The 23,232-nt window shown below is 73.0% G+C and carries 20 protein-coding genes; 13 read left to right on the top strand and 7 right to left on the bottom strand.

Annotated elements, in window-relative coordinates; genetic code table 11:
* The first annotated feature begins 50 nt into the window (after positions 1–50).
* Positions 51–281: a hypothetical protein gene (locus ACIBQ8_RS38860; protein ID WP_125639804.1), complete on the top strand. Its 231-nt coding sequence runs from the start codon at positions 51–53 to the stop codon at positions 279–281.
* A 722-nt stretch (positions 282–1,003) separates the two neighbouring features.
* On the opposite strand, the gene ACIBQ8_RS38855 is transcribed toward ACIBQ8_RS38860, so the two are convergent.
* On the bottom strand, positions 1,004–1,705 hold the full coding sequence (locus ACIBQ8_RS38855; protein ID WP_397194544.1) for a GNAT family N-acetyltransferase: 702 nt from the start codon (positions 1,703–1,705) through the stop codon (positions 1,004–1,006).
* 60 nt (positions 1,706–1,765) lie between these two features.
* Here ACIBQ8_RS38855 and ACIBQ8_RS38850 point away from each other — a divergent pair, with 60 nt between their 5' ends.
* Positions 1,766–2,512 (top strand): YaaA family protein, encoded by a 747-nt coding sequence (locus ACIBQ8_RS38850; RefSeq protein WP_397194543.1) that lies wholly within the window; start codon positions 1,766–1,768, stop codon positions 2,510–2,512.
* A 73-nt stretch (positions 2,513–2,585) separates the two neighbouring features.
* Here ACIBQ8_RS38850 and ACIBQ8_RS38845 read toward each other — a convergent pair whose 3' ends face one another.
* The 3 genes from ACIBQ8_RS38845 to ACIBQ8_RS38835 form a co-directional block, all read right to left on the bottom strand.
* Positions 2,586–4,250: an RNA polymerase sigma factor gene (locus tag ACIBQ8_RS38845; protein WP_397194542.1), complete on the bottom strand. Its 1,665-nt coding sequence runs from the start codon at positions 4,248–4,250 to the stop codon at positions 2,586–2,588.
* Between the two features lie 242 nt (positions 4,251–4,492).
* Positions 4,493–6,583, bottom strand: a complete 2,091-nt coding sequence (locus tag ACIBQ8_RS38840) for a SpoIIE family protein phosphatase (RefSeq protein WP_397178040.1) — start codon at positions 6,581–6,583, stop codon at positions 4,493–4,495.
* A gap of 206 nt (positions 6,584–6,789) precedes the next feature.
* Positions 6,790–7,359, bottom strand: a complete 570-nt coding sequence (locus tag ACIBQ8_RS38835) for an HhH-GPD-type base excision DNA repair protein (protein ID WP_397178041.1) — start codon at positions 7,357–7,359, stop codon at positions 6,790–6,792.
* Positions 7,360–7,500: 141 nt separating this feature from the next.
* On the opposite strand from ACIBQ8_RS38835, the gene ACIBQ8_RS38830 reads away from it, so the two are divergent.
* The 6 genes from ACIBQ8_RS38830 to ACIBQ8_RS38805 all read left to right on the top strand — a co-directional run bounded on the left by ACIBQ8_RS38830 (position 7,501) and on the right by ACIBQ8_RS38805 (position 12,355).
* Positions 7,501–7,725 (top strand): hypothetical protein, encoded by a 225-nt coding sequence (locus tag ACIBQ8_RS38830; RefSeq protein ID WP_352357735.1) that lies wholly within the window; start codon positions 7,501–7,503, stop codon positions 7,723–7,725.
* Between the two features lie 141 nt (positions 7,726–7,866).
* Complete coding sequence (locus ACIBQ8_RS38825) at positions 7,867–9,357, top strand: hypothetical protein (protein ID WP_397178184.1); 1,491 nt, start codon at positions 7,867–7,869, stop codon at positions 9,355–9,357.
* A gap of 10 nt (positions 9,358–9,367) precedes the next feature.
* Complete coding sequence (locus ACIBQ8_RS38820) at positions 9,368–10,138, top strand: thioesterase family protein (protein WP_397178042.1); 771 nt, start codon at positions 9,368–9,370, stop codon at positions 10,136–10,138.
* 20 nt (positions 10,139–10,158) lie between these two features.
* A complete protein-coding gene (locus ACIBQ8_RS38815; protein ID WP_397178043.1) occupies positions 10,159–10,914 on the top strand; it encodes a LamB/YcsF family protein in 756 nt (251 codons plus the stop codon).
* Complete coding sequence (locus ACIBQ8_RS38810; RefSeq protein WP_397178044.1) at positions 10,911–11,525, top strand: allophanate hydrolase subunit 1; 615 nt, start codon at positions 10,911–10,913, stop codon at positions 11,523–11,525. The genes ACIBQ8_RS38815 and ACIBQ8_RS38810 overlap by 4 nt, the downstream gene beginning before the upstream one ends.
* Complete coding sequence (locus ACIBQ8_RS38805; RefSeq protein ID WP_397178045.1) at positions 11,522–12,355, top strand: biotin-dependent carboxyltransferase family protein; 834 nt, start codon at positions 11,522–11,524, stop codon at positions 12,353–12,355. The genes ACIBQ8_RS38810 and ACIBQ8_RS38805 overlap by 4 nt, the downstream gene beginning before the upstream one ends.
* Here the strand turns inward: ACIBQ8_RS38805 and ACIBQ8_RS38800 are convergent.
* Entirely contained in the window at positions 12,333–13,148 is an 816-nt protein-coding gene (locus ACIBQ8_RS38800; protein WP_397178046.1) for a PhzF family phenazine biosynthesis protein, read from the bottom strand. The two genes, ACIBQ8_RS38805 and ACIBQ8_RS38800, sit on opposite strands and share 23 nt — an antisense overlap.
* Before the next feature lie 59 nt (positions 13,149–13,207).
* Between ACIBQ8_RS38800 and sthA the strand changes: the two genes are divergently transcribed.
* Together sthA and ACIBQ8_RS38790 are read left to right on the top strand one after the other, a co-directional pair.
* The gene (gene sthA / locus ACIBQ8_RS38795; RefSeq protein ID WP_397178047.1) at positions 13,208–14,611 is read left to right on the top strand and encodes a Si-specific NAD(P)(+) transhydrogenase; all 1,404 of its coding nucleotides are present in this window, start codon (positions 13,208–13,210) and stop codon (positions 14,609–14,611) included.
* A 38-nt stretch (positions 14,612–14,649) separates the two neighbouring features.
* Entirely contained in the window at positions 14,650–15,588 is a 939-nt protein-coding gene (locus ACIBQ8_RS38790; protein ID WP_397194541.1) for a DMT family transporter, read from the top strand.
* Here ACIBQ8_RS38790 and ACIBQ8_RS38785 read toward each other — a convergent pair.
* Both ACIBQ8_RS38785 and ACIBQ8_RS38780 read right to left on the bottom strand, forming a co-directional pair.
* Positions 15,574–16,302 carry a DoxX family protein gene (locus ACIBQ8_RS38785; RefSeq protein ID WP_397194540.1) on the bottom strand — a complete coding sequence of 243 codons (729 nt, stop codon included), beginning with the start codon at positions 16,300–16,302 and terminating at the stop codon, positions 15,574–15,576. The genes ACIBQ8_RS38790 and ACIBQ8_RS38785 overlap by 15 nt on opposite strands.
* 35 nt (positions 16,303–16,337) lie before the next feature.
* Positions 16,338–17,867: an MFS transporter gene (locus ACIBQ8_RS38780; RefSeq protein ID WP_397178050.1), complete on the bottom strand. Its 1,530-nt coding sequence runs from the start codon at positions 17,865–17,867 to the stop codon at positions 16,338–16,340.
* 246 nt (positions 17,868–18,113) lie between these two features.
* Here ACIBQ8_RS38780 and ACIBQ8_RS38775 point away from each other — a divergent pair, with 246 nt between their 5' ends.
* The 3 genes from ACIBQ8_RS38775 to ACIBQ8_RS38765 all read left to right on the top strand — a co-directional run bounded on the left by ACIBQ8_RS38775 (position 18,114) and on the right by ACIBQ8_RS38765 (position 23,178).
* Positions 18,114–19,853 (top strand): tetratricopeptide repeat protein, encoded by a 1,740-nt coding sequence (locus ACIBQ8_RS38775; protein WP_397178051.1) that lies wholly within the window; start codon positions 18,114–18,116, stop codon positions 19,851–19,853.
* 15 nt (positions 19,854–19,868) lie between these two features.
* On the top strand, positions 19,869–20,765 hold the full coding sequence (locus tag ACIBQ8_RS38770; protein ID WP_397178052.1) for a haloalkane dehalogenase: 897 nt from the start codon (positions 19,869–19,871) through the stop codon (positions 20,763–20,765).
* Positions 20,766–20,829: 64 nt separating this feature from the next.
* Positions 20,830–23,178, top strand: coding sequence for an AAA family ATPase (locus ACIBQ8_RS38765; RefSeq protein ID WP_397194539.1), 2,349 nt, complete (start codon positions 20,830–20,832; stop codon positions 23,176–23,178).
* The last annotated feature ends 54 nt before the right edge of the window (positions 23,179–23,232 follow it).

Genomic DNA, 23,232 nt, shown 5'->3' with positions numbered 1-23,232 from the left:
TGACTGACGCCAGATCCTCGCTTCGGCGGGGGTGACCCGAAAGGCGATACGTGACTGGAGCTCTCGCCCCCGTTAAGCCGCTGACGGCCCTCGACCGCTGCGACCGCTGCGGCGCCCAGGCCTACATTCGCGCGACCCTGCCTGTTGGTGGGGAGCTGCTGTTCTGCGCCCACCATGGGCGTCAGCACGTCGCAGCGCTGCGCGAAAAGGGCGCCGACATCCTGGACGAGTCGGCTCGCCTCAGCGAAACCCCGTCAATGAACCCCAACGACGACCGCTGACGCGTTCGTTGTGATCACATAACCACATATTGCACGACCAGTTCGGCGATCCCGGCACACCACGCCGGGGTCGCCGTTCTGCGTTCACACCCGCGCAGGCGGTTGTCCAGGAGACACGCAGGCGGTGGCGGGGGCACACGCAGGGGCTTGCTTAGGGGTCGCGCAGGCGATGGCTGAGGTCACACACAGGCGTTGGCTGGGGTCACATAAGCGATGGCTGGGGTCACACAAGCGATGGCTGGGGTCACACGCAGGCGGCGACCCGAGCCCGCGCCCGTCGTACATCGGCCCTCCGCACGGTGGTCAGAGGGCCGCCGCAGTCGCAACCCTTCGCACGCGGCACGGTTCAGGCTGCGCACACCCCTGGGTCCAGGCCGAGGGCATCTAGTGGCCGGATCGCGCAGGCGGTGAACCAGGGCCGTATGCAAGGAAAGGCCAGGCCGTGCCCTCGTGCACAGGCCTTCCGCACGGGGTGGGAGGGCTGGAGGAGCGCCGGAGTCCCATCCTCCGCACGCGACACCGTTCAGGCTGCGCGCACGCCCCTCGTCCAGGCCGAGGGCAGGCAGCGGCCGGGGTGCCCAGGCGGTGGTCCAGGTCGCATGCAGGCTAGGGCCAGGCCGTGCTCCCGTACACCAGCCGGCCGCACGGGGCCAGGGGGCCGCGCGCGCCGATGTCTCGACCCTCCGCATGCGGTGTGGTTCAGGGCGTTCGTACGGCCTGGGTCAAGGTGTGCGGACGCGGTAGTGGTATCGGCCTATGGTTTCGAAACCCTCGGCGCGGTACAGGGCCTGAGCCCCGTGGTTGGGCTCGGTGGTGACCAGGTACGCGCTCTTCGCCCCGGCGTGCCCGGTCAGGGCACGCAGCACCGTACGGGCCAGCCCGCGTCGCCGGGCCCGTGGCAACGTCGCCATGCAGAAGACGCCCGCTGTGTCCCCCTGCGGCACGACCCGGCCGACCGCGACCGGCACGCCGTCCTCCTCGACGGCCCCGTACCAGGCGGGCACGCCGGTGCAGATGCGGGTGGCCTCCGCCAGGCCGGCGCCGTACCGGCCGTCCACGGACCACCAGGTCTCCAGCCATTCCGGCCACGGACGGTCCTCGATCCGCACCGGGCCGCCCGGCTCGGCCGACGGCGATCCGGCCATGATGACCGTCGGGTCGACCAGCTCGTACCCTCTGCGGGCCAGCTCGGCGTCCAGCCCGGCCCAGGTGCCGGGGCCGACGGAGAAGGCGCAGCTCTGTCCCCGCTCGCCGTAGAACGCCTCGGCGGCGCCGATCGCGGCCTCCAGGTCGGCGGGGGCGTTCAGGGCGAGCACCGAGTTCGCCCGTTTGGTCACGCCGCCGGCGCAACGCAGCACCCAGCCGTCGTGGACACGCTGCTCGTAGGCCGGCCACGCCTGGTGCACCAGCAGGTCGACGTTCATCCGCGCAGCCTAGCCGACCAGCGCGAACACCCTCTGACCGGCCCGTTAGGGTGTGGGGTTGTGCTGATTCTGCTGCCGCCGTCCGAGGGAAAGGCCGCCGAGGGGAGCGGTCCGCCGCTCGGCGAGCTGTCCTTCCCCAAGCTCGACCGTGCCCGCAAGCGGGTCGTGACCGCGCTCATCCGGGCCTCCAAGCGCCGCGACGCCGCGCAGGTGCTCGGGCTGACGCCCGGTCTGGCGGGCGAGGCGGCCAAGAACACGGCGTTGCGGACCGCCCCCACCCTTCCCGCCGCCGACCTCTACACCGGCGTTCTGTACGACAATCTCGGCCTGAACACCCTGGACGAGGCCGCCAGGGCTCGGGCGGAGGAGGCCGTGCTGATCTTCTCCGGCCTGTGGGGCGTGTTGCGTGTCTCCGACCGGGTGCCCCCGTACCGCCTGTCGATGGGCGTCAGCCTGCCGCCGCTGGGCGGCCTGGCCGCCTACTGGCGCACGCACCTGGCCAAGGAGCTGGACCGGATGCCGGGGCTGGTGGTGGACCTGCGCTCGGCCACGTACGCGGGGGCGTGGCAGCCCGGCGACCGGTCGGTGTCGGTACGCGTCTTCCGCGACGGCAAGGTCGTCAGCCACATGGCCAAGGCCACCCGGGGCGAGATCGCCCGCGTCCTGCTCCAGCAGGAGGAGGCCCCCGGCACGCCCGGCGAGCTGGCCAAGACCCTCGGCAACCTGGGCTGGACGGTCGATCTCGCCGAGCCCGCGCGGGCGAACCGCCCATGGCTCCTCGACGTGCACGTCACCGACCCGGCCTGAGGCGGGGCCACCTCCGGAAACGGCGATCGCCCCGCCCGGAGGGTTCCGGACGGGGCGATCGACGAGGTGGCTCCTAGTCCAGGTAGTCGCGCAGGACCTGGGACCGGGACGGGTGACGCAGCTTGGACATGGTCTTCGACTCGATCTGGCGGATGCGCTCACGGGTGACCCCGTAGACCTTGCCGATCTCGTCGAGCGTCTTCGGCTGCCCGTCGGTGAGGCCGAACCGCATGGACACGACGCCCGCCTCCCGCTCCGACAGCGTGTCGAGAACGGAGTGCAGCTGCTCCTGCAGCAGCGTGAAGCTGACGGCGTCGGCCGGCACGATGGCCTCGGAGTCCTCGATGAGGTCACCGAACTCGCTGTCGCCCTCCTCACCCAGCGGGGTGTGGAGGGAGATGGGCTCGCGGCCGTACTTCTGGACCTCGACGACCTTCTCGGGCGTCATGTCCAGCTCGCGGGCCAGCTCTTCCGGCGTGGGCTCGCGGCCGAGGTCCTGCAGCATCTGCCGCTGGACGCGGGCCAGCTTGTTGATCACTTCGACCATGTGGACCGGGATGCGGATGGTCCGCGCCTGGTCGGCCATGGCACGCGTGATCGCCTGCCGGATCCACCACGTGGCGTAGGTGGAGAACTTGTAGCCCTTGGTGTAGTCGAACTTCTCCACGGCCCTGATCAGGCCGAGGTTGCCCTCCTGGATCAGGTCGAGGAACAGCATGCCGCGCCCGGTGTAGCGCTTGGCCAGCGAGACCACGAGCCGGAGGTTGGCCTCCAGCAGGTGGTTCTTGGCCCGGCGGCCGTCTTCGGCGATCCATTCGAGCTCGGCCCGGACGTCGACCGGCAGGCTCTCGGTCTCGCCGCCGCCGAGCTGCTCCTCGGCGAACAGACCGGCCTCGATGCGCTTGGCCAGCTCGACCTCCTGCTCGGCGTTGAGCAGGGGGACCTTGCCGATCTGCTTGAGGTAGTCCTTCACCGGGTCGGCGGTGGCACCGGCGGCGGCCACCTGGGCGACCGGGGCGTCGTCGTCGTCGTCGGACAGGATGAGGACCTCGTCCTCGGTCTTGTCCGCGGTGACGGCGGCGACGTCGGCGGCCTTGGGCTCGTCGTCGGAGTCGTCGTCGGAGTCGGAGTCACCCTCGGAGTCGGCGTCGTCCTCGGCCACGATGTCGTCGACCTCGAGGTCCTCAAGGTCCTCAAGCTCCACGTCGCCGTCGAGCTCGAGATCGTCGTCGTCGTCCGCGTCGGTCGCCTTGAGGCCCTCGGGTGCCTTCGGCTTGGTCTCGGCAGGCCCAGCGCTGACTTCTGGCTTGGCCTTCTTGGCGGCGGCCGGAGCCGCCTTCTTCGGAGCGGGAGCGGCCTTCTTGGCCGGAGCCGGCTTCTTGGCGGCCGGCTCGGCCTCAGCGGCGCCCACGACCGCGGTCACGGTCTCGGGCTGCTGCTCTTTGGCGGCCGCTGCCGTCTTGGTCTTGACGGGGGCAGCGGTGCGGCGCTTTGCTGGACCACGAGACTTCTTCGGCGCAGCCGAATCCGCGGCGGTCACCACCACGGTCACGCCCTCTTTGCTGAGGTTCCGCAAGAACGCGGCGGCGTGCGACATGGGGATGTCCGCCTCCTCGAAGGCCTGACGGACATCCTCAGACTCGAGGAAACCCTGCGAGCGCCCACGCTCGAGCAGTCGCTGAATGACGGGCTCGTTCAGCTCTTGTGGCTTCGAGCGAGTCGAACTTGCAGGCGACACGAACACCTCTCGAACGAACGCGTGGCGACAATGGACCCAGATGCCCGCTGGGGGCTGTTGCCTCTCTCGGAGATCGGTGAGGCCGTGCGAAGCGCGACGGACCTGACACAGCATTGTGGCACGACCCCGCACTCCATACGGCCACCTCCCGGCGGTTGTCCTCCACCCTAGGCCGACCAAGACAGTAGTGCGTACGTAAGCGGGGCACTGATACCCGAAAGCAACCGTTATGACTGTTTCATTCAGTCACTCTTCGTGGCCGGCGGGACGTGAATTGCGAGCGCGGTAACGTCATCATCCTGTTCATATCCAGACAACATCCGGTCAACCAGGAAGTCCAGCAACATGTGCGGACTGCTGACCACCTCAGGCGGCGCTTCGGTCACAACACTGCAAATCTCTGCGAGACCGGCGTCAAGTCCTCGCTTCCTGTTCTCCACGAGACCGTCTGAGTAGAGCACCGCGGTGTGTCCCGGCGGCACCACGAACCGGAACTGCCGGCGGCTGGTCGGCCAGCCCAGCGGCGTGCCGGGCTCGGCGTCGCACAGGATCGCCGTGCCCTGGGGCGAGACCAGGACGGGCGGCGGGTGGCCGGCCATGGCCAGCGTGCCCTCGCCGGTGACCGGCTCGACGACCATGTAGGCCAGCGTGGTGACCTGCTCCTCCTCTTCCGTGGCCTCGAAGACCCGGTCGAGGCCCGTGAGCACGGCGGCGGGCGGCGGGTTGGTGAGCGCGAGCGCCCGCATGGCGTTGCGGATGCGGCCCATGCCCGCCGCGGCCTTGACGCCCTTGCCCATGACGTCGCCGACGACCGCCGCGACACGCCCGTCCTGCAGGACGAACGCGTCGTACCAGTCGCCGCCGACCTGGACGTGGCGGCTGCCGGAACGGAAGCGCTGGGCCAGCACCAGGCCCTTGACCACGGGCAGGCGGTCGGGCAGCAGGCTGCGCTGCAGCGTCTCGGCCGTGCGGTGCTCGCGCTCGAAGAGCGTGGCCCGCTCGACGGCCAGGGCGCACTGCCCGGCCAGCGCCTCCAGGAAGACGCCGTCCTCCTGGGAGATCTTCTGCGGGCGCGTGAACGAGAAGCGCAGCGCGCCGAGCGCCCGGCCGGCGGCCAGCAGCGGCAGACCGACCCAGGCGCGCTCGTCGCCCTGGCTGATGAACCCGGCGAGGGCCTCCTCGTCGTCGCCGGCCTCCAGCAGCTGGGCCTTCAGCGACTCGGGCGACTCGGCGAAGACCGGACGGCGGCTGTTGACGGCCATCGTCATCACGTTGGAGTGCGACAGCGGGATCTCGTCGCCCGAGCCCTGGACCTCGGGGATGCCCTCGCCGTTGACCAGCTTGAGCGCGGCGCGGTCGGTGTCGAGCAGCGCCACGGCCGAGCGGTCGGCGGCCAGCGCGGTGCGGCCGACGTCGATGATGACCTGAACGACCTGCTCGACCGTCAGGGCCTCGGCGAGCTGGGCCGTGGCGCCCTGGAGCCGCGCGGTGCGCAGGGCGGCGGCGCCGAGCTGGTCGGTCAGCCTGCCGCGCATCTCCTCGGCCTCGCGCTGCGGGGTGACGTCGGTGTTGGCGCCGACCCACTCCACGACCCTGCCGTGCCTGATGATCGGCACCGCGCGCACCTCGAAGTGGCGGTAGCCGCTGGCCCGGGTGCGGACCCGGTAGTTCCACTCGAACATCGTGCGGCCGCGCAGCGCCTCCCGCCAGGCCTCCTCGGTCTGCTGGCGCTCCTCGGGGTGGACGACCTCCAACCAGCCGTTGGCGAGGTACTCCTCCAGCCCCTGGCCGGTGATCGCGCGCCACTGGGGCGCGTCCTCGACGACGGCGCCCGTGGGCGAGGTGATCCAGACGAGCTGGGACTGCGCCTCGACCAGCGAGCGGTAACGCTCCTCGCTGCGGCGCAGGGCCTCCTCGGTCTGCCGGCTCTCGGTCACGTCGAGGCCGACCAGCGCGATGGCGCGCAGCTCGCCCGCCTCGTCGTGGACCGGCGAGAACGACAGCGACCAGTGGCGGGTGTCGCCCTCGGCGGACCGCACCCGCACGCGGCCCTCGGTGACCGGCGCGTCGCTCTCGATGACGGCCTGGACGGCGTGGGTGATGATCTGGCTCAGGTCGGCCGTCAGCACCTCGACCGGCGAGCGGCCCACCAGGCGCTCGGCGGGCACGCTGACGACGTCGCTGAACACGTCGTTGACCCGCTGGACGCGGCCATCGCCGTCGAAGAACGCGAAGGCGAACTCGGCCTCCGACAGCATGCCCTTGAACAGGGCGGAGTCTGAGATGTCCACATCCGACTCCCGGGGACGGGGAACGGAGGTCTCGGCGCTCATGGTCGGCACCTCCGTCGCGTGCCAGGGTCTCCCACGCGGCACATCTCCATAACTGTGTATCGGCGTAGCGCAGCTCCGGGCGACCGGATTCTGCAGTACATCATCGGCGATGGGCATGCGCCGACGGAAGCCCCCGCCGCCGCCCGGTCGCCATAAGGGTCAACGCATCCTGTCAAAGTCGCTCCACATTGCGCAGCAAGATCAGGTTACTCGCCCTTGGCCGCGCGCTTGGCCTCCTGCTTGGCGGCGCGCACCCGGCCCAGGCTGTCGGTGTCGACCACGTCGGCGACCGAACGGTATGACCCCTCCTCGCCGTAGAGTCCGGCTGCCTCACGCCAGCCTGACGGCTGGACCCCCAGCTGCTTGCCCAGCAATGCCAAAAAGATCTGGGCCTTCTGCTTGCCGTATCCCGGAAGGGCCTGCAGTCGTTTCAACAAGTCTTTCCCGTCGGCCGCGTCGCTCCAGATGAGCTCGGGCCGCCCGTCGTAGTGTTCGACGAGGTAGGCCGCGAGCTGCTGGACGCGGGCGGCCATCGACTTGGGGTAACGGTGCACGGCCGGCTTCTGCGCCAGGAGCTCGGCGAACGCCTCGGGGTCGCAGGCGGCGATCTCCTCGGCGGTCAGGTCGTGCCCCAGGCGCTCGGAGATGGTGTACGGCCCAGTGAACGCCCATTCCATGGGAATCTGCTGGTCGAGCAGCATGCCGACGAGCAGGGCGAGCGGGCTGCGGCCGAGGAGCTCGTCTGCCTCGTCCCGCTGGGCGAGCTGGATGCGCATGGAAACAGCTTTGCACGAGAAGCGAACACAGGCGCCTCAGAGCCTTGACACAAGGCCGAGAAAAGATGAAATGGGAGCGCAAGTCACCCTGCATACGTTCCTGGGGGTTTGCTCCCGGGTCTCCAGAGGAATCTCACATCTATGCTCGCTCTGGCCACACGCTTCCTCAGGGAGCCGGTCAGTCTCCGGCTGGCCGAAGAGTTCCTGACCGTACCCGTGGACACGATCGACCGGTGCGTGGCCGACGTGTGCGCGTGCGCCGAGCATCTCGGCGTCCCGGCCACGCCGGAGGTCGTGGAGCGCATCGCGCGCGAGCACCTGCTCGCCATCGTGAACTCCGCCCCGCCGCCCCGAAGTCCCCGCTGATCGCGGCTCCACCGATAACATCGGGGTCACCAGGCCGAGTTCTCTTCACCGTTTGCGCCTGGAATACGAGAGAGTGAGGGCGTGCGCCGACACCGACGAGATCCCCGGGAGAGCAGCCCGCCCGACGACGTGTTCCAGGAGATGGTGCAGGCGGCCCGCGAGCTGCTCGCGGTGCGCAGCCCTCTCGACGCGGAACTGATGGTCTCGGACATGATCGGGGCCTGGTGGGGCAGGCGGGTCAGGGGCGGTGACGTGGAGCAGGTCCTCGGGGAGGGCCTGGTCGACTACGCGGCCAAGGCCGGCACCCCGGCCTCCCTGACGCTGCTGGTGTGCCTGGCCTACCTGGGCACCGCCCGCCAGGGCGCCAAGGCCGAGGGCGCGGCGCTGGCGATGATGGAGTCGGGCGTGGCCAGGCCGGGCTGGGCCGACAAGGTCGGCGCGGTCAAGCCCACCGGCTGCTACGTCTCCCGCGACGCCTACGGCGACCAGGACACGGTGATCTGCACGTTCGCCTACCGCTGGAACGAGGCATCGGCGCCGAGCGACCGGCACGCGCTGGTCGTGGTCGTCGACCACAACATGAGCGGCATGGCCCGCGACGCGTGGGTGTCCTCGCACGTCGACAAGCTGCTGGAGCAGGCCAGGGCCGAGGCGGCGGGCAACCCGATGCTGCTGTTCGAGGAGATCCAGCCCGAGCAGGCCAGGGCGCTGCTGGAGTCGGCCATGAAGGCCACCAGGGAGCCCAAGACGCCGCCGCCGGTGAGCGAGAGCTACAGCGCCTACCACGCCTTCGCCCGCGCCCGGCTCAAGGCGCTGCCGCCGGGCCGCAAACGTCCGGCGCCGCTGCACATCGAGGCGCCCTACAGCCGGGAGCGGCGGGCCATGCTGGCCGCCGAGTTCCTGGCCTCCGACGCCGCCGAGCACCTGTCCGACCCGTCGGCGGCCTCGCGCTGCGCCGACCACATCATCGACTACGGCTGCGAGCGCGACTTCAACCGGCCGCTGCGGGTCAGCCCGACCAAGTGCGAGACGTTCCTGCTCGACTGGCTGCCGCGCAAGGTGATGCTGAGCGTGGCCGAGCAGGAGGCGATGCCGCACGTGCTGTCGGCGTGGGTGCGCTTCGCCGCGCGCCGCACCGGCCTGCCCGAGCAGGGGCTCAAGGCCACGCTCGACGCGGTGTGGGAGGCCACCGGCAAGTTCCCCGAGGCCTACCGCGACCCGACGTCGTTCGGGCTCGACCGGCCGCTGCTGGAGCGGCTGCTGCCCGACGGCGACCTGTCGGCGCTGGCCAGGCGGGTGTTCGCGTTCCCCTACCTGCAGGGCGTGCACAACGGCATCGACCTCGACCGGCTCAACCCGGCCGACGAGGCCGACCGGCGCACCTTACTGGAGATCGACCACGGCGGCGTGATCGACCAGGAGCACCTGGCCTGGCACGAGGAGATCGCGACCCGGCTGTGGGACGGCGACCCGCCCCAGCTGTGGGAGGCCGCCCAGCGCCTGCTCGACCTCGGCCACGACCGCCACGACGTGCTCCATGTGCTGATCGAGATCGCCGAGCGCATCGGCGGCGACCCCGACGAGCTGGCCGCGGCCCTCGACGACATCGCCGACATCCCCGACGAGATCTAGGGTCCGTCCCATGTCGATGTACCGCCGGCTGGCCATGGGCCGCTACCTCGCCTCCGAGCACACCCAGGGGCCCTGGGACCCGGGCTCCCAGCACATGGGCCCGGTGACGGCCCTGATCGTCCACGAGCTCGACCGCACCGCGCCCCTGCCCGGCCTGGCGCTGTCCAGGCTGGCGGTCGACGTGTTCGCCCCGGTGCCCGTGGCCGAGCTGGAGGTCGTCACCGACGTCGTCCGCGACGGCAAGCGGGTGCAGTGCCTGTCGGCGGCCGTGCTGTCCGGCGGGCGCGAGTACGCCAGGGCCACCGCGTGGCGCATCCGCGAGGCCGACACGCCCGCCACGCCGGCCGCCGGGCCGCCCGCGCCCGTGCCGCCGCCCTCCCCCGCGCACGCGGCCTCCTACCTGGTGTCGGGCTTCGGCTACGGCAGGGCGTTCGACTGGCGCTTCGCCCGCGGCGGCCCGATGCTGCCCGGCCCGGCCACGGTGTGGGGCAGGCTGGCCGTGCCGCTGGTGGAGGGCGAGGAGATCACCCCGTTCGAACGGCTGGCCGCCTTCGCCGACAGCGGCAACGGCGTGAGCCCGGCCGTCGACTTCGCCACCCACGTGTTCGTCAACGTCGACCTGACGATCTCGCTGTTCCGCACGCCGGTGGGCGAATGGACCTGCATGGACGCGGCCACCGCGATCGGCCCCGCCGGCCGCGGCCTGACCCGCACCACCCTGTACGACGAGCGCGGCGAAGTCGGTGCGGCGACTCAGACGTTGTTCGTCGCGCCGAGGTGACGCTGCGCCATGATGGGGGGATGGTGATCGACCTCAACGCCGACCTCGGTGAGGGTTTCGGCATCTGGCGGCTCGGCGACGACCTCGCGCTGCTCGACATCGTCACCAGCGCCAACGTCGCCTGCGGCTTCCACGCGGGCGACCCGGTGACGATCAGGCGCACGTGCGCCGCGGCCGTCGACCGCGGCGTGTCGATCGGCGCCCAGGTGTCCTACCGCGACCTGGCCCACTTCGGCCGCAGGGAGATGGAGGTGGAGCCCGAGGAGCTGTGCGCCGAGGTGCTCTACCAGCTCGCGGCCGTCGACGGCATCGCCAGGGCGATGGGCGGCCGGGTCTCCTACGTCAAGCCGCACGGCGCGCTGTACAACCGGGTCTGCCGCGACGAGGTGCAGGCGGCGGCGGTGATCGACGCCGTCGCCGACTACGACCCGACGCTGCCGGTGCTCACGCTGCCGGTCTCGGCGGTGCACGAGGTGGCCGCGGCGGCGGGCGTCCCGACGGTGAGCGAGGCGTTCGCCGACCGGGCGTACACGGCGGCGGGGGCGCTGGTGCCGCGGCGCGAGGCGGGCGCGGTCATCCACGACGTCGCGGCGGTGACCGCGCGGGCCCGCAGGATGGCCCTGGAGGGCTCTGTGACGGCCGTCGACGGCAGTCCGGTGCCGGTCTCCGCCCGGTCGCTGTGCGTCCACGGAGACACCCCTGACGCCGTCGGGCTGGCCCGTGCCGTGCGCAACGACCTGCTGGCGGCCGGAGTGGTCCTGCAGGCGTTCGCGTGATCCGTGCGGCGGGGGAGCACGCGCTGCTCGTCGAGACCGGGTCGCTGGCGGCCTCACACCGGCTCGACGCTGCGCTGCGGGCCGAGCGGCCCGAGGGGGTCGTGGAGGTCGTGCCGGGGCCGGAGACCGTGCTGGTGGTGGCGCCGGGCGCCGACCGGGAGCGGTTGCGGGCCAGGCTGGCGGCCCTGACGGAATCGGCCCCCGGAGCGGCGGCTGCGGAAGCTCCGGCCGGGCCCGCGGTGACGATTCCCGTCGTCTATGACGGGGCCGATCTCGATTCCGTCGCGGCGCTGGCCGGGATCTCGGCCGAGGAGGTGGTCGCCCGGCACACCGGGCGCGAGCTGGTGGTCGGGTGGCTGGGGTTCGCCCCGGGGTTCGCCTATCTGACCGGGCTCGACCCGGTGCTGGAACTGCCCCGGCTGGACACGCCCCGCACGTCGGTGCCGGCCGGCTCGGTGGCGGTCGCGGGGCCGTACTCGGCGGTCTACCCGACCGCCTCCCCCGGCGGGTGGCGGCTGCTGGGGCGCACGGCGACGCGGGTCTGGGACGTGACGGCCGAGCCGCCGTCGCTGTTCCGGCCGGGGATGCGCGTGCGGTTCGAGCGCGCATGATCGAGGTGATCGCGCCCGGCCCTTACGCCAGCGTCCAGGACCTGGGGCGGCCCGGCCTGGCCCATCTGGGCGTCCCGTGCTCGGGGGCGGCCGACGCGCCGAGCCTGCGGCTGGCCAACCGGCTGGTGGGCAACCGCGAGGACGCGGCGGGCATCGAGGTGACGTTCGGGCTGGCGCGGCTGCGCTTCCACGTGGGCGCGTGGGCGGCGCTGACCGGCGCGCCGGCGGAGGCGCGGATGGGGGCGCCGTTCTGGGTGCCGCCGGGGGGCGAGCTGCGGCTGGGGGCGCCGGAGTGGGGGCTGCGCACGTACGTGGCGGTGCGCGGCGGCATCGCGGTCGAGCCGGTGCTGGGCAGCCGGTCCACCGACTCGCTGTCGGGGCTCGGCCCCGAGCCGTTGCGGGCCGGGACGCTGCTGCCGGTGGGCGGGTCCGCCGCCGGGGAGATCTCGGTGGACCTGGCGCCGCCGCCGGGGCCCGCGCCCGCCGTGCTGCGGGTGCTCGCCGGGCCGCGGGACGACTGGTTCGTCCCCGGGGCGCTGGAGGCGCTGTGCGGGGGGCCGTACGCGGTGAGCCAGGACAGCAACCGCGTCGGGGTGCGCCTGCACGGGCCCGAGCTGAGGCGGGCCAGGAAGGGCGAGCTGCCGAGCGAGGGCATGGTCACCGGGGCGGTGCAGGTGCCGCCGAGCGGGCAGCCGATCGTGTTCCTCGCCGACCACCCGCCCACGGGCGGCTACCCGGTGATCGCGGTGGTGCGGCAGGCCGACCTGCCGGTCGCGGCGCAACTGCGGCCCGGCGACGAGGTGCGCTTCACAACGCGACCTGGCCGCTGACGCAGGTGACGACCGATCCGCCGACCCACACGTCCCGCTCGTCGGCGGTGATCCGCACGCGCCCCGCCCGGCCCAGCACGGTCCCCTGCCCCGCCGTGTACGGCGCCTTCGCCCGCCCCGTGCGCAGCAGGAACTGCGCCAGGGACGCGTGCAGGCTGCCGGTCACCGGATCCTCGACATCGGGGGCGAACACCCGCACCTCGTAGGCGTACGGCGAGCCCTCCGGGCAGGGCCCCGCCACGCCGACCATGTGCTCGATCGCGCCCGGCCGCAGCGCCAGCACCTCCTCGGCGGCGGCGAGCAGCACCACCACCCAGCCGGGCCCGTTGTCGGCCCACTCGACGGCCACCATGCGCTCGCGCCCGATGCGCAGGGTCTCGGCCAGCCGCTCGGCCAGCTCCTCCTCGACCGGCCCCGACCGCACCAGCTCGGGCGCGGCGAAGGCGAGCCCGTCGGCGGTCCTGCGCACCCGGATCAGCCCGGCGTCGCACTCCTGGACGATCTCCGCCGCGTCGCGCGGCCGGCCGCCGCCCTCCAGCCAGGCGTGGCAGGTGCCGAGCGTGGGGTGCCCGGCGAAGGGCAGCTCGCCGCCCCCGGTGAAGATCCGGACCCGGTAGTCGGCCCCGGGCACGGTCGGGGGCAGCACGAACGTCGTCTCGGACAGGTTCGTCCAGGCGGCGAAGCGCCGCATCTCCTCGGTGTCCAGCCCTTGGCCGTCGAGCACGACCGCGAGCGGGTTGCCGCGATAAGGGACGGAGGTGAACACGTCGACCTGACGGAATGCACGTTGCATACGCGCAGTCTCGCCGACGGGCCTTCCGCCGGTCACCCCGCGCGCTCACACTGGGCGGTGTGGCGGACTACGACATGCTGGTGCTCGGCTCCGGTCCCGGCGGGCAGAAGGCCGCCATCGCGGCGGCGAAGCTGGGCCGGCGCGTCGCCGTCGTCGAGAAACGGAACATGATCGGCGGCGTCTGCATCAACACCGGCACGATCCCGTCCAAGACGCTGCGCGAGGCGGTCCTCTACCTCACCGGCCTCAACCAGCGCGAGCTGTACGGCGCCAGCTACCGCGTCAAGGACGAGATCACGGTCGCCGACCTCGGGATGCGCACCCAGCACGTGATCGGCCGCGAGATCCAGGTGATCCGCAGCCAGCTCGGCCGCAACCACGTCACGCTCCTGCCCGGCACCGGACGCTTCCTCGACCCGCACACCATCGGGATCAGCGGCGACGAGGAGCGCAAGGTCACCGCCGACCGGATCGTGATCGCCACCGGCACCTCCCCCGCCCGTCCGGACAGCGTGCAGTTCGACGAGCGCACGGTCATCGACTCCGACGCCATCCTGCACCTGGACCGGGTGCCCGAGACCATGGTCGTGGTCGGCGCCGGGGTCATCGGCATCGAGTACGCCTCCATGTTCGCCGCCCTCGGCACCAAGGTGACGGTGGTCGAACGGCGCGAGCGCATGCTGGAGTTCTGCGACCTGGAGATCGTCGAGGCGCTCAAGTACCACCTGCGCGACCTGGCGGTGACCTTCCGCTTCGGCGAGCACGTCGCCGCCGTCGAACGCCGTGCGCGCGGCGCGCTGACCCTGCTGGAGAGCGGCAAGCGCATCCCGGCCGACTGCGTCATGTACTCGGCCGGACGCCAGGGCAGGACGGCCGAGCTGAACCTGGAGGCCGCCGGGCTGGCCGCCGACGACCGCGGCCGGATCCGGGTGGACGAGCACTACGCCACCGCCGTGCCGCACATCTACGCCGTCGGTGACGTGATCGGCTTCCCGGCGCTGGCCGCCACCTCGATGGAGCAGGGCCGGGTGGCCGCCCAGCACGCCTGCGGCGAACCCGTGGCCGAGCTGCGGGAGCTGCCGCCCATCGGCATCTACACGATCCCCGAGATCAGCTTCGTCGGGAAGTCGGAGGACGAGCTGACCCGCGACCGGATCCCGTTCGAGGTGGGCATCTCGCGCTACCGGGAGCTGGCCAGGGGACAGATCATCGGCGACTCGTACGGGATGCTCAAGCTGCTGGTCTCCTCCGAGGACCGGCGGCTGCTCGGCGTGCACGTGTTCGGCACGGGGGCCACCGAGCTGGTGCACATCGGCCAGACCGTGATGGGCTGCGGCGGGACCGTCGACTACCTGGTCAACGCGGTGTTCAACTACCCGACGCTGGCGGAGTCGTACAAGGTGGCGGCGCTGGACGCGATGAACAAGATGCGGGTGGTGGCCCGGCTCACCGCAGACATGTGACTTCTCCCAATTGTCGGTTCTGACCGCTACGCTCCTCGATGGTTCATCTACAGGAGGCGTACGTGCGCAGCGAGGCCACGGGGAGGTGGCTGCCCGCGTTCCTGCTGCTGGCCGCCATCTGGGGCAACAGTTTCTTCTTCATCAAGATCGCCGTGGGCGCGCTGCACCCGTTGCAGGTGTCGTTCGGCCGCATGGCGGTCGGCGCGGCCACCCTGCTGGTCGCGCTCGCGCTGACCAGGCGGCCGCTCCCCCGCGACCCGCGGCTGTGGGGGCACTTCCAGATCGCCTCCGTCGTGCTCACCACGCTGCCCTTCACCCTGTTCGCCTACGGCGAGCAGTACGTCTCCTCCGTCGTCGCCGCGATCTGGAACGCCACCACGCCGCTGTGCACCCTGGCCTTCACCCTGGTGCTGCGCGCCGAGCGGGCGACCGCCGCGCGGGCGGCCGGGCTCGGGCTCGGGTTCGCCGGCGTCATGGTGGTGCTCGGGGTGTGGCAGCCCATGGCGGGCGGGCAGCTCGGCGGCAGCCTGGCCTGCTTCGGGGCGGCGCTCTGCTACGGGATCGGCGGGGCGTACATGGGGCGCTTCATCACCGGGCGGCGGTCCGAGCCGCCGGTGGTGCTGGCCGCGGGGCAGCTCCTGACCGGCGCGGCCCAGCTCGCGGTGATCACGCTGGTGGCGGGCGTGCCGCTGGTGGACACCGCGGCGCCCGCCGAGGTCTGGTGGAGCCTGCTGGGCCTCGGCGGCCTCGGCACGGGCGTGGCCTACCTGCTGCTGTACCGGGTCCAGGCCCTGGCGGGCGTGACGACGACCTCGACGGTGACGTACCTGCTGCCGGTGTTCGCGGTGGCCTCCGGCGTGCTGCTGCTCGACGAGACGATCACCTGGAACCAGCCGGTGGGCGCGCTGGTCATCCTGGCGGCCATCGCGCTCACCCAGGGGGCGCTGCGCGTGCCCGCGCGCTCAGCCGTCCGCTGAGGGACGGCGTCCGCGGGGCGCGGGCTTCTTGCGGCCCGCCACCAGCGTGTCGCCGGGCACGGGGGCCGGCGCGGGCTCCTCGGCGGCCGGCGGGCCGGCGGGCCGCGTGCGGGGCCGGGGGTGCGGCATGGTGTCCGTCATGGGCGAGGGCGCGTCCCCGTCCTGCTGCCCGCTCTCCTCGGTCTGCTGACCGGTCTCCCCTGCCTGCGGGACGGCGTCCTCGGCGGGCTTCGACTGGCGGGCGGGCGCGTCGGCGTCGCGCAGCGAGGCGATGACCCGGTCGGCCTCGGCGTCGGCGGCGAACTCGTTGGCCGCCTCCGTCTCCCTCCTGCGGATCACCACCATGTGGTCGACCGACAGCCGTCCGGCGCCCACGACGGCGAGCAGGATGGCGGCGGCCCCGAGCAGGATCAGCTCGTTCATGCTGATGGGGTTGAGCGGTGGGGCCACCAGGAAGACGCCCAGCGCCTCGGCGAACAGGATCAGCCCGGTGACGGCGACCCCCAGCCCGGCGATCAGCAACGCGCCGCCGATCAGCTCGGTGAGCATGGTGACCGTGGCCCACGCGCCGGGCGCGGGCGCGCCCTGCTGGAGGAACTTCGCGCCGGTGGCGGTGAGCCCGTCCTCCAGCTTGGTCCAGCCGTTGGCGAAGAAGATGCCGCCCACGCCGACGCGGGCGACTAAGGCGGCGACATCACGCAGGGCCTGTTTCACGATGTTTGTCTGCCCTGTCCGGGGCCCGGCACACCTCAATCACGGCTGAGCAGCATGGCCACCGCTACGGCGGTCAGGCCGAGCAGGACGACGCTGACGACCACGGTCGTGTGCAGGGCGCCGACGAAGGCCCAGCGAGCGGCGTCGAGCAGCGCGTCGCCGGTGCTGCCGCCGATCTCGCGGGCGACGTGGGCGGCTCCGGCCAGCGACTGCCTGGCCTGGTCCATGCCGCCCGCCGACACGCCGGGCACGGCGGGCAGGGCGGGCGCGTAGGCGAGCGTGGTGATCGTGCCGAGCACGGCGACGCCGAGGCCCGCGCCCAGCTCGTACGCGGTCTCCTCGATGGCCGCGGCCCCGCCGGCGCGGGACTCGGGCACCGCGGACATGATCGTGTCGGAGGCGGCCAGCAGCGCCACCTGCACGCCGAACCCGATGCCCACGAAACAGACCGCCAGCATCACCGGATGGCCCTCGACGCCCCAGCCCAGCGTGGGCGTCAGGGCCAGCGCGACGAGCCCGAGCCCGCCGCTCATCGTGGCCCGCATGCCGATCCTGGGCAGGATGTGGGCCGCCGCGAGGCCGCCGGTGACGGCCGACAGCACCAGCGGCAGCATCCTGACCGCCGCGCGCACCGGGCTGTCGCCCAGCACGAGTTGCAGGTACTGGGCCAGCATGAGCTGGAGCCCGACCAGCGCGAACACGCCCAGCAGCACGCCGGCCACGCCGGTGGTGAACTCGCGCCGCCGGAACAGGGCCAGCTCCAGCAGCGGCGCCGGCAGCCGGGACTGGCGGCGGACGAACGCGACCAGCAGCCCCGCGCCGCCGAGGAAGACCAGCGCCGAGGCCCAGAACGGCAGCAGCGTCCCCGACCCGGCCTCCTTCAGCCCGAAGGCCAGGGCGAGCAGGCCGAGCACCGACAACACCGCGCTCGTCGCGTCCCAGGGGCGCTCCCTGCGCAGCGGCGACTCCGGCAGCATCCGGACGGCCAGGGGCAGCAGCACCAGCAGGATCGGCACGTTGATCAGGAAGACCGCGCCCCACCAGAGGCCGACCAGCACGCCGCCGATCAGCGGCCCCACCGCCGCCCCGGCCGCGGCGACCGCGCTCCAGACGCCGAGCGCGACCGCCCGCTCGCGCCGGTCGGTGAACACCTGGCGGATCAGCGAGAGCGTGGCCGGCATGATCATGGCGCCGCCGACGCCGAGCAGCGCCCTGGCCAGGATCAGGGTCAGCGGCGTGGGCGCGAACGCCGCTCCCGCCGAGGCCAGGCCGAACAGCACGAACCCGCCCAGGACCAGCCGCTTGCGGCCGTAGCGGTCGCCGAGCGTGCCGAACACGATGAGCAACGGCGCGACGACGAGCGAGTAGCTGTCGATGATCCACAGCAGCTCGACGGAGGACGGTTCGAGCGCGGCCGTGAGCGCGGGCACCGCGATGTGCAGGACGGTGGCGTCGACCGTGATCAGGAGCAGGCTCAGGCAGAGCAGCACGAGGACGGCCCAGCGGTTGTCCCGTCGCGGGCGATCGGCACGCCGTACGAGGGGTGCGGCCTGGGTGACGGTCATGGGCCTCCTTGCAGGCCGATCCGGTCACCAGGGCCTGCACGTGCAGAACGGTCGAAAGCGGGGGAACTCGCGGGGGGCGGTCTCGCGCCCTCTGCTGCCGCGGCTCTCCACTCCGGCTTGCGTGGCAGCTTAGGCCATGCCAGGCGCTCGGCATAGCGGTATGGGCCGATCCGCGACGGCCCCCACCTCTCTAGTGAGATACAGCCATATGTCCGGATCTACCCAACCTCCATCCGTCACCCGATCATGGGAGCCGTGGGGAACGCTGGAAGTGCCGGTAAAGATGATATTTCCGATAAGTCCTCACGCGAGTGGTGCACCGAGGCCCTGACCAGGCTGAACGCGGGCCGTCCCGAGTCGGCGCTGGAAGCCGCGCGCCGGGCGGCCGACCTCGACCCCGGCGACGAATGGGCCTGCCGCCTCATCAGCCTGGCCCACGAACGCCAGGGCCGCGACGCCGACGCCCTCCCCCCGGCCGAACGCGCGGTGGACCTCGCGCCCGGCTCCTGGTCCGCCCGCCTGCGCCTGGCCGCGATCTCCCGCCGGATCCCCGGCCGCTGGCCCGCGGCGGTCGCCGACGCCGTGCTGGCCGCCCGGTTCGCCCCCGAGGAGGCCGACCCCGAGGTCCTGCTCGGCGACCTGGCGCTGCTGCGCGGCGACCATCCGCGGGCCGGGCGGGCCTACCGCGCCGCGCTCGCCACGGCTCCGGCCCATCCGCAGGCCCGCGTGAACCTGGCGCTGTGCCTGCTGCGCTGGGACCGTCCGCGCCCGCACCACGACCCCGCCTGGCCGGTCGACCCGCGCCAGACGGGACGGGCCAGGCGGGCGCTGGAGGTGTGGGCGCGCCAGGCCCGGCTGCTGCTCGCCGTGGCCACGATCGCCGTCACGGCGGCCGCGCTGGCCCTCGACGCCGCGGGGTGGGCCCGGTGGTGCGGGTTCGCCGCGCTGGCCGCGCTGGTGCCGCTGACCGTCCGGCAGGCGCGGCGGGTGGGGGTCTGGGCGTACGTGCCGGCCATGGCCGGGCGCGATCCCTGGCTGGGCGCGGCCGTGGTGTCGGCGGGGTTGTCGGTGCCGGCGTTCGCGGGGTGGCTGCTGCTGGGCGCGGTGCCGGCGGCGCCGTCCTGGCGGGATCCGGTCTGGGCCGGGCTGGCCGGGATCGTGGTGCTGATGTGGCCGGCGCTGACGGTCGTCCGGGTGCTGGCCGAGTCGTGGCGGGGGCGGCCGATGCCCGCGCTGGCCGAGCTGGCGCGCGTCCCGGGCGAGCGCACGGCGGCCAGGAACGCCGGCGTGACGTTGTGGATCGTGCTCATCAGGACCTGGTCGGTGCTGGTGCCGCTGGTCGGCGGGGCGCTGGCGGTCGAGCCGCGGGCCGCGGTGGCCGCGGTGGCGGTGCCGTTCCCGATGCTGCGGGCCTGGCTGCGGGCCCGCCGCGGGGGCGACGGCTGGCTGCTGGCCGCCGGGGTCCTCGTGGCGCTCGCCGCCCTCGGCTGCGCGGCCGGCGGCGCGCTGGGGTCGGCCTGGGCCTGGCGGGCGGGGATGGGCGCGCTCGGCGCGGCGATGGCGGTGTTCGCGGCCCGCGCCCTGCGCGCGTGGTGGCGCGGCGCGCCGGGGCCCTGGCGGGCCTCGCTCGTCATGTGCGACCTGCCCATGGGCGGCGCGCCCTCGGTGACCCTGACCCCGGAGGCGCGCCAGGCGTTCTCCTACGCCAGGAGCCTCGTCCTGTCCTACGGCGACCCCGCGGGCCCCCGGGTCGTGGGCGCGGCCGGGTCCGTCACCTCCGCCGGCGAGCTGCGGCTGATCGCCGGGCCCGAGGCGTGGGAGGGCGTGGCGGCCGACCCGCGCGTGGCGGTGTTCGCGGCCGACCCGTTGCAGCGGCGGTTCTGGGTGGAGGTGCGCGGCATCGCCCTGGCCGGTCCCGACGTGCTGCGCGTCACCCCCAAGCAGGTGCTCGTCGGCGAGTTCCCCGGCAGGCACCAGCGCCGGTGAATAGAGTTTTGTTCTATGCGGACCCTGCGCACCCCCGAAGAGCGTTTCGCGAACCTCCCCGACTTCCCCTACGAGCCCCGCCACGCCGACCTGCCGGACGGCCCGCGCATGGCCTACGTCGAGGCCGGCCCGGCGGACGGCGAGCCGGTCGTCCTGCTGCACGGCGAGCCGAGCTGGTCCTTCCTCTACCGCCACGTCATGCGCGAGCTGGCCGCGGCCGGGCTGCGCGCGATCGCCCCCGACCTGATCGGCTTCGGCCGCTCGGACAAGCCCGTGGACCCCGCCGACCACACCTACGCCAGGCACGTCGAGTGGACCCGCGCGCTGCTGTTCGACGCGCTGGCCCTGGACCGCGTCACCGTCGTCGGCCAGGACTGGGGCGGCCTGATCGGGCTGCGGATCGCCGCCGAGCACCCCGAGCGCGTGGCCAGGATCGTGGCCGCCAACACGGGGTTGCCCTCGGGTGACATTCCCATGCCCGACGTCTGGCACCGCTTCAGGGACACCGTGGCCACCGCCCCCACGCTGGACATCGCCCGGCTGGTCCAGGCGGGCTGCCGGACGCGTCTCAGCGACGAGGTGCGGGCGGCCTACGACGCGCCGTTCCCGGACGAGTCGTACAAAGCGGGCCCGCGTGCCCTGCCCGGGCTCGTGCCGACCACGCCCGACGACCCCGCCGCGCCCGCCAACCGCGCTGCCTGGCAGATCCTCACCACGCTCGACCGCCCGTTCCTGGTGGCCTTCTCCGACGGCGACCCCATCACCGGCGGCATGGCGCCCATCATGCTCAAGGCCGTCGCGGGCACGGCCGGGCTGTCCCATCCGGTGATCGCCGGCGCCGGCCACTTCCTCCAGGAGGACGCCGGCGCCGAACTCGGACGTCGGATCGCCCTTTTCGTGACCTCCACCTAGCGTGTCAGGCCCGCCCAATCGTCGGTCGGGTGCGGTATAACCGGGGGCGGACCGGGGAGGCGTGATGCGTGAGTCCGACAGGGCCCAGGCCGCGGGGCGGGCCGCGGCGCGGGATCTGTTCGAGCAGGTGAGGCTGCGTTATTTCCAGATTCCCCCCGCCGTGCGCCGGGTGCTCTACGCCGTGCTGCTCATCGTCGTCATGGGCGTGGGCGCGGCGCTCGGCTGGGATCTGCTGAAGACGTTCCCCCTCGTCCTGCTGGCGCTCGCCTTCGTGGCGCTGACCATGCGCTTCCCGCGGGCCGCCGCGACCGCGCTGGTCGTGGCCGGCTGGGTCGTGCTGGCGCTGCCGCTGTTCTCCTGGCGCTTCCCCCCGGGCTCCATGGCGCTGCACGCGATGGTCGCCCTCGCCCTGCCCGTGGCCGCCGCCGCCCACCTCATCCGCTGGGTCACGCCGTGGGTGACCACGCTCGCCGCGCTCGCGCCGGCCGGGGTGCTGGCCTTCGGGCTCTCCTTCCTGTCGGCCGCCGTCGCGCTCTGGGGCGCTTGCCTGGCGGCCGTCGCCGTGCTGGTCCAGCGGTTCCTCCAGGCGCGCCGGGCCAAGGCCGAGCTGTCCGCCGAGGAGCAGCAGGTGCGCGTACGGGCCCGCGAGGGGCGGCCCGAGCCGCAGGCCGACAAGGCGGGCGCGCCGCCGCAGATCTCCGTCGAGGAGGCGCTGGCCGAGCTGGAGGGCATGATCGGGCTGGCGCCGGTCAAGGAGCAGGTCCGCTCGATCGCCGCCTCCATCGAGGCCACCCGGCTGCGGGCCGAGGCCGGCTACACCGCCGAACGTCCGACCAGGCACTTCGTCTTCGTCGGGCCGCCGGGCACCGGCAAGACCAGCGTCGCCCGCGCGCTGGCCAAGATCTTCTACGCGTTCGGCCTGCTGGAGACCCCCTACGTGGTCGAGGCGCAGCGGGCCGACCTGGTGGGCGAGTTCCTGGGCGCGACCGCGATCAAGACCAACGAGCTGGTCGACCGGGCGCTCGGCGGCGTGCTGTTCGTCGACGAGGCCTACAGCCTGATTAACTCCTCCGACGGCCAGCCCGACAGGTTCGGCGCCGAGGCCGTCCAGACCCTGCTCAAACGGGCCGAGGACGACCGTGAGCGCCTGATCATCATCCTGGCCGGCTACGAGCAGGAGATGGCCTCCTTCCTGTCCAGCAATCCGGGCCTGGCCAGCAGGTTCGCCACCCGGGTGCGCTTCCCCAGCTACTCCGCCCCCGAGCTGGCCGAGATCACCGAGGTGCTCCAGCGGCGCAGGGGCGACACGATGGCCCCCGACGCCGGGCGCGCCCTGCTCGGCCTCTACGAAGACGTCCAGCGGCGCGGGCTGGTCGACGAGCTGGGCAACGCCCGCTTCGTGCGCAGCCTGGTCGAGGCCGCCGCGCAGGCCAGAGACGTGCGCGTGGTGGGCGCCGGCGGCACCCCGACCACCCACGACCTGGTGACCACCACCACGCCCGACGTGACCAAGGCGTTCGAGGAGCTGACCGCCCGCTTCCGCGGCTACGTGGCCACGCCCACGCTGGAGGAGGCGCTGGCCGACCTCGACGCGATGGCCGGTCTTGAGCCGGTCAAGCGGCAGGTGCACGCCATCGCCGCCCAGCTCCAGGTGGCCCGCATGCGGCAGGAGCGCGGGCTGCCCACGCCGCCGCAGATGCGGCACTTCGTCTTCGCCGGGCCGCCCGGCACCGGCAAGACCACCGTCGCGCGGGTGCTCGGCCGCGTCTTCGCCGCGCTCGGCCTGCTGGCCAGGCCCGACGTCGTCGAGGCCCATCGGGCCGACCTGGTCGGCCAGCACCTCGGCGCCACCGCGATCAAGACCAACGAGCTGGTCGACCGGGCGCTCGGCGGCGTGCTGTTCATCGACGAGGCCTACAGCCTGGTCAACCCCGGCTACGCGGGCGGCGACGCCTTCGGCTCCGAGGCCGTCCAGACCCTGCTCAAACGGGCCGAGGACGACCGCGACCGGCTGGTCATCGTGCTGGCCGGCTACCCGCGCGAGATGGACTCCTTCCTGGCCACCAACCCGGGCCTGGCCAGCCGGTTCAACCAGCGCGTGGCCTTCCCCAGCTACGCGCCGCGCGAGCTGTCGCAGATCGCGGTGCTGCTGGCCGGCAAGGCCGGCGACACCTTCGACGAGCAGGCCCTGCGCGACCTCGACGAGGTGTTCGCCTGGGTGTGCGAGGAGCGGCTGATCGACGGCCTGGGCAACGGCCGCTTCGCCCGCTCGCTGTTCGAACGGGCCGCCATGCGCCGCGACGTGCGCCTGGCCGCCCACGCGTCGGGCGGCGGGTCGGCCAGCGCCGCCGACCTCACGACGATCACCAGCGACGACGTGCGCACCGCCGTGGACGAACTTTCCGGACGTTAACCCCTCTTTGGCATTTCCCCGCGCCACGATGCTGCTGCCTGTAGCAGTATGACT

This window comes from Nonomuraea sp. NPDC049646 (assembly GCF_044465525.1).
Lineage (GTDB): Bacteria > Actinomycetota > Actinomycetes > Streptosporangiales > Streptosporangiaceae > Nonomuraea.
This window is presented reverse-complemented; position numbering and strand designations above follow the sequence as displayed.

Bases quoted from the DNA above. Each gene is read 5' to 3' on its own strand.
- ACIBQ8_RS38855 (WP_397194544.1), bottom strand. From the start codon at position 1,705: ATGAACGTCGACCTGCTGGTGCACCAGGCGTGGCCGGCCTACGAGCAG.
- ACIBQ8_RS38840 (WP_397178040.1), bottom strand. From the start codon at position 6,583: ATGAGCGCCGAGACCTCCGTTCCCCGTCCCCGGGAGTCGGATGTGGAC.
- ACIBQ8_RS38835 (WP_397178041.1), bottom strand. From the start codon at position 7,359: ATGCGCATCCAGCTCGCCCAGCGGGACGAGGCAGACGAGCTCCTCGGC.
- ACIBQ8_RS38830 (WP_352357735.1), top strand. From the start codon at position 7,501: ATGCTCGCTCTGGCCACACGCTTCCTCAGGGAGCCGGTCAGTCTCCGG.
- ACIBQ8_RS38825 (WP_397178184.1), top strand. From the start codon at position 7,867: ATGGTGCAGGCGGCCCGCGAGCTGCTCGCGGTGCGCAGCCCTCTCGAC.
- ACIBQ8_RS38820 (WP_397178042.1), top strand. From the start codon at position 9,368: ATGTCGATGTACCGCCGGCTGGCCATGGGCCGCTACCTCGCCTCCGAG.
- ACIBQ8_RS38815 (WP_397178043.1), top strand. From the start codon at position 10,159: ATGGTGATCGACCTCAACGCCGACCTCGGTGAGGGTTTCGGCATCTGG.
- ACIBQ8_RS38805 (WP_397178045.1), top strand. From the start codon at position 11,522: ATGATCGAGGTGATCGCGCCCGGCCCTTACGCCAGCGTCCAGGACCTG.
- ACIBQ8_RS38800 (WP_397178046.1), bottom strand. From the start codon at position 13,148: ATGCAACGTGCATTCCGTCAGGTCGACGTGTTCACCTCCGTCCCTTAT.
- ACIBQ8_RS38790 (WP_397194541.1), top strand. From the start codon at position 14,650: ATGGTTCATCTACAGGAGGCGTACGTGCGCAGCGAGGCCACGGGGAGG.
- ACIBQ8_RS38780 (WP_397178050.1), bottom strand. From the start codon at position 17,867: ATGACCGTCACCCAGGCCGCACCCCTCGTACGGCGTGCCGATCGCCCG.
- ACIBQ8_RS38775 (WP_397178051.1), top strand. From the start codon at position 18,114: ATGGGAGCCGTGGGGAACGCTGGAAGTGCCGGTAAAGATGATATTTCC.
- ACIBQ8_RS38770 (WP_397178052.1), top strand. From the start codon at position 19,869: ATGCGGACCCTGCGCACCCCCGAAGAGCGTTTCGCGAACCTCCCCGAC.
- ACIBQ8_RS38765 (WP_397194539.1), top strand. From the start codon at position 20,830: ATGCGTGAGTCCGACAGGGCCCAGGCCGCGGGGCGGGCCGCGGCGCGG.